We start from the raw sequence: 2,422 nt of genomic DNA, 5'->3' as shown, positions 1-2,422 counted from the left end.
CGAACTCGGCATCGCCTTCCTCTTCATCGCCCACGACCTCGCGGTGGTACGGCACTTCTCGCAGCGCGTGGCGGTGATGTACCTCGGCAAGATCATCGAGGTCGGCGACCGCGACTCCATCTACACCCGCCCCCGGCACCCCTATACGCACGCCCTGCTGTCGGCCGTGCCCGAGGTCAGCCTGGACGGCGACGGGGCGCCGGCCCGCGAGCGGATCCGGCTGGCCGGCGACGTCCCCTCGCCCATCTCCCCGCCCTCCGGCTGCCGCTTCCGCACCCGCTGCTGGAAGGCCCAGGACAAGTGCGCCGCGGAGGAACCGCCGCTGGTCCAGCTCTCCGGCAACCGGACGGACCACCTGACGGCCTGCCACTTCCCGGAGGACCCCACCACCGAGGCCCGGGACGAGGACATCATCCTGGACCCGGCGCTGGCGGCCCTGGAGGAGGGCTCGCCGGGCCCGGAGGCGAGCGAGGCGTAACCAGAGGCTGCTGGAAGCCGCTCCGCGAGAACCCCGGGTGCCCAGCACCCGGGGTTCTCGCGGTGACCGGCCGGTGCCGCCTAAGCCCTCCGCGCCACGGTGATGATCTCCGGGGAGGCCGCGGTGAGCGGGCCGCGTGCCCAGTCGCCGTACTGCTCGGCCACTGTCAGGCCGGCCTCGGCCAGGAAACGTTCCAGTTCCCCGGGGTCCAGGAAGCGCAGCACGCTGTGGCTGACCCGGGGCGCGGGCCAGCCGTCGGCGTCGTAGGTCTCGGTGAAGCGCACCCGGCCGTGGCGCGGGCCGTCCCCCCGCACCTCGTGCCACATCCGGACGGTCGTCCCGTCCGCGGCGGTGACCTCGCGCACCCGCTCCGGCGTCCACCGCTCCCAGGCGCGGGCCGCCGGGTTGCGGGTCTCGAACACGAACCGGCCGCCGTCCCCGAGGGCCGCCCGGACCGCCGCGAGGCACCCCCGGATCGCCTCGTCGGCCACCAGTTCCTGGAAGGCGTGCCCGGTCATCACGGCGAGGTCGAACTCGCCGCCCCAGCGCCGCACCCGCGTGTCCCCGAGCACCCACTCGACATCGGGACGTCTGCGCCGCGCCTGGACGAGCATGGCGGCGGCCGGGTCGAGCCCCAGCAGCCGGCCCGAGTGCCCCTCGGCCCGGGCCCGGCACAGCAACTGCCCGGTACCGCAGCCGACATCCAGCACCGACCGGGCCTCCCGCACCAGCCCGAGGTAGAAGCGGTCGCCCGGTCCCCAAGGGTTGAGGTCGTCGTACAGCGCGGCGAGCGAGAGATCGGCGAACGAGTGATCTACCACCGCGGCAGTGTGTCACACGTTCCTGAACGGTGTGTCAGTTTCCGGTGATCCTCATGGCACTCACAACTCGACCCGCGATCAGCCCTGTTCGGGTTCGCGTCGTCAGGTTCGGCCCGCCGCTGAGCAGGCCGAACCGTTAGTGCGGGTCCCTACGATGAGACGACTCGCTAGGTGGTGGCACCAGGCTCCGTACTGGTTCGCGTCGGAGGCGAGCTGAGTGCCTTCGGGAGACCAGATCTGTACCCACGTGTGCTTGCAAGTGGTCAACGTGACGGCCCTGTTGAAGCCGTTCCACTGCATGCACTTGCCGTTCACCGCGCTCTGGACCCTGAACGCCACGCCGGCCTGAGCCGGTGATGCGGGACCGAGCAGAGTGAACGCGAAGGCGATGGCGCTGACGCCGGTCGCCATGGTGGCGGTCGTCTGCCTGAAGAGTTTCACGGACGCCACCCATCCTTGTGCGAGCCCTTCCCCGATTTCGTATTGCAATCAGATCATCGCGGAAAGTGACCGCGCCGGCCAGCGACTTGAGGGAGATCTCAGGGTGCTGTGACGCACGGGTCCTCTTGAACGGAGAGGGCCCGCACACCCTTGGATGTGCGGGCCCTGCATCCCCTGGAGCGGACGTTCCCCGAGCTCGGGTCAATGGGCCGAGAAGGTCCGTTCCGCGAGGGGGCGGCTGACGAAAGGGGTGTGTCAGGCCGCCGCCTCGGGGTCCTTGGAGAGACGGGGGGCGGGAATCGTCTCCTGCGTCTCAGGATAGTGGCACGCCGTGAGGTGGCCGGGCTTGTTGCCCTCGACCTGGACCAGCGGCGGGGCCTCGGACGCGCACTTGTCCGTCGCCTTCCAGCAGCGGGTGCGGAAGCGGCAGCCCGAGGGCGGGTTGATCGGGGACGGCACGTCGCCGACCAGCCGGATGCGCTCGCGCGGCTCCTCGTCCACCGTCGCCTCGGGCACGGCGGACAGCAGGGCCCGGGTGTACGGGTGGCGGGGGTTGCCGTAGAGGTCGTCGCGGTCGGCGATCTCGACGATCTTGCCGAGGTACATCACCGCGACGCGGTGCGAGAAGTGCCGCACGATCGCGAGGTCGTGGGCGATGAACACGAACGCGATGCCGAGTTCC

General features: G+C 70.8%; 4 protein-coding genes. 2 read left to right on the top strand and 2 right to left on the bottom strand.

Translation table 11 applies throughout. The annotated features are described in order from the left end of the window. A partial coding sequence (locus NX794_RS35725) for an oligopeptide/dipeptide ABC transporter ATP-binding protein (RefSeq protein ID WP_346434230.1) occupies nucleotides 1-478 on the top strand: 478 nt, incomplete at its 5' end. An 80-nt stretch (nucleotides 479-558) separates the two neighbouring features. Here the strand turns inward: NX794_RS35725 and NX794_RS35720 are convergent. Beyond that, on the bottom strand, nucleotides 559-1,299 hold the full coding sequence (locus tag NX794_RS35720; RefSeq protein WP_258783878.1) for a class I SAM-dependent methyltransferase: 741 nt from the start codon (nucleotides 1,297-1,299) through the stop codon (nucleotides 559-561). Nucleotides 1,300-1,672: 373 nt separating this feature from the next. Here NX794_RS35720 and NX794_RS35715 point away from each other — a divergent pair, with 373 nt between their 5' ends. Beyond that, nucleotides 1,673-1,852 (top strand): hypothetical protein, encoded by a 180-nt coding sequence (locus NX794_RS35715; protein WP_258783877.1) that lies wholly within the window; start codon nucleotides 1,673-1,675, stop codon nucleotides 1,850-1,852. A 143-nt stretch (nucleotides 1,853-1,995) separates the two neighbouring features. On the opposite strand, the gene NX794_RS35710 is transcribed toward NX794_RS35715, so the two are convergent. Beyond that, the coding region (locus NX794_RS35710; protein ID WP_258783876.1) for an oligopeptide/dipeptide ABC transporter ATP-binding protein at nucleotides 1,996-2,422 on the bottom strand (427 nt) is incomplete at its 5' end.

The organism is Streptomyces pyxinicus (assembly GCF_024753135.1).
GTDB classification, from domain to species: Bacteria; Actinomycetota; Actinomycetes; order Streptomycetales; family Streptomycetaceae; genus Streptomyces; species Streptomyces pyxinicus.
The sequence above is the reverse complement of the archived record's forward strand: the minus strand, read 5'-3'. Positions and strand labels throughout refer to the sequence as shown.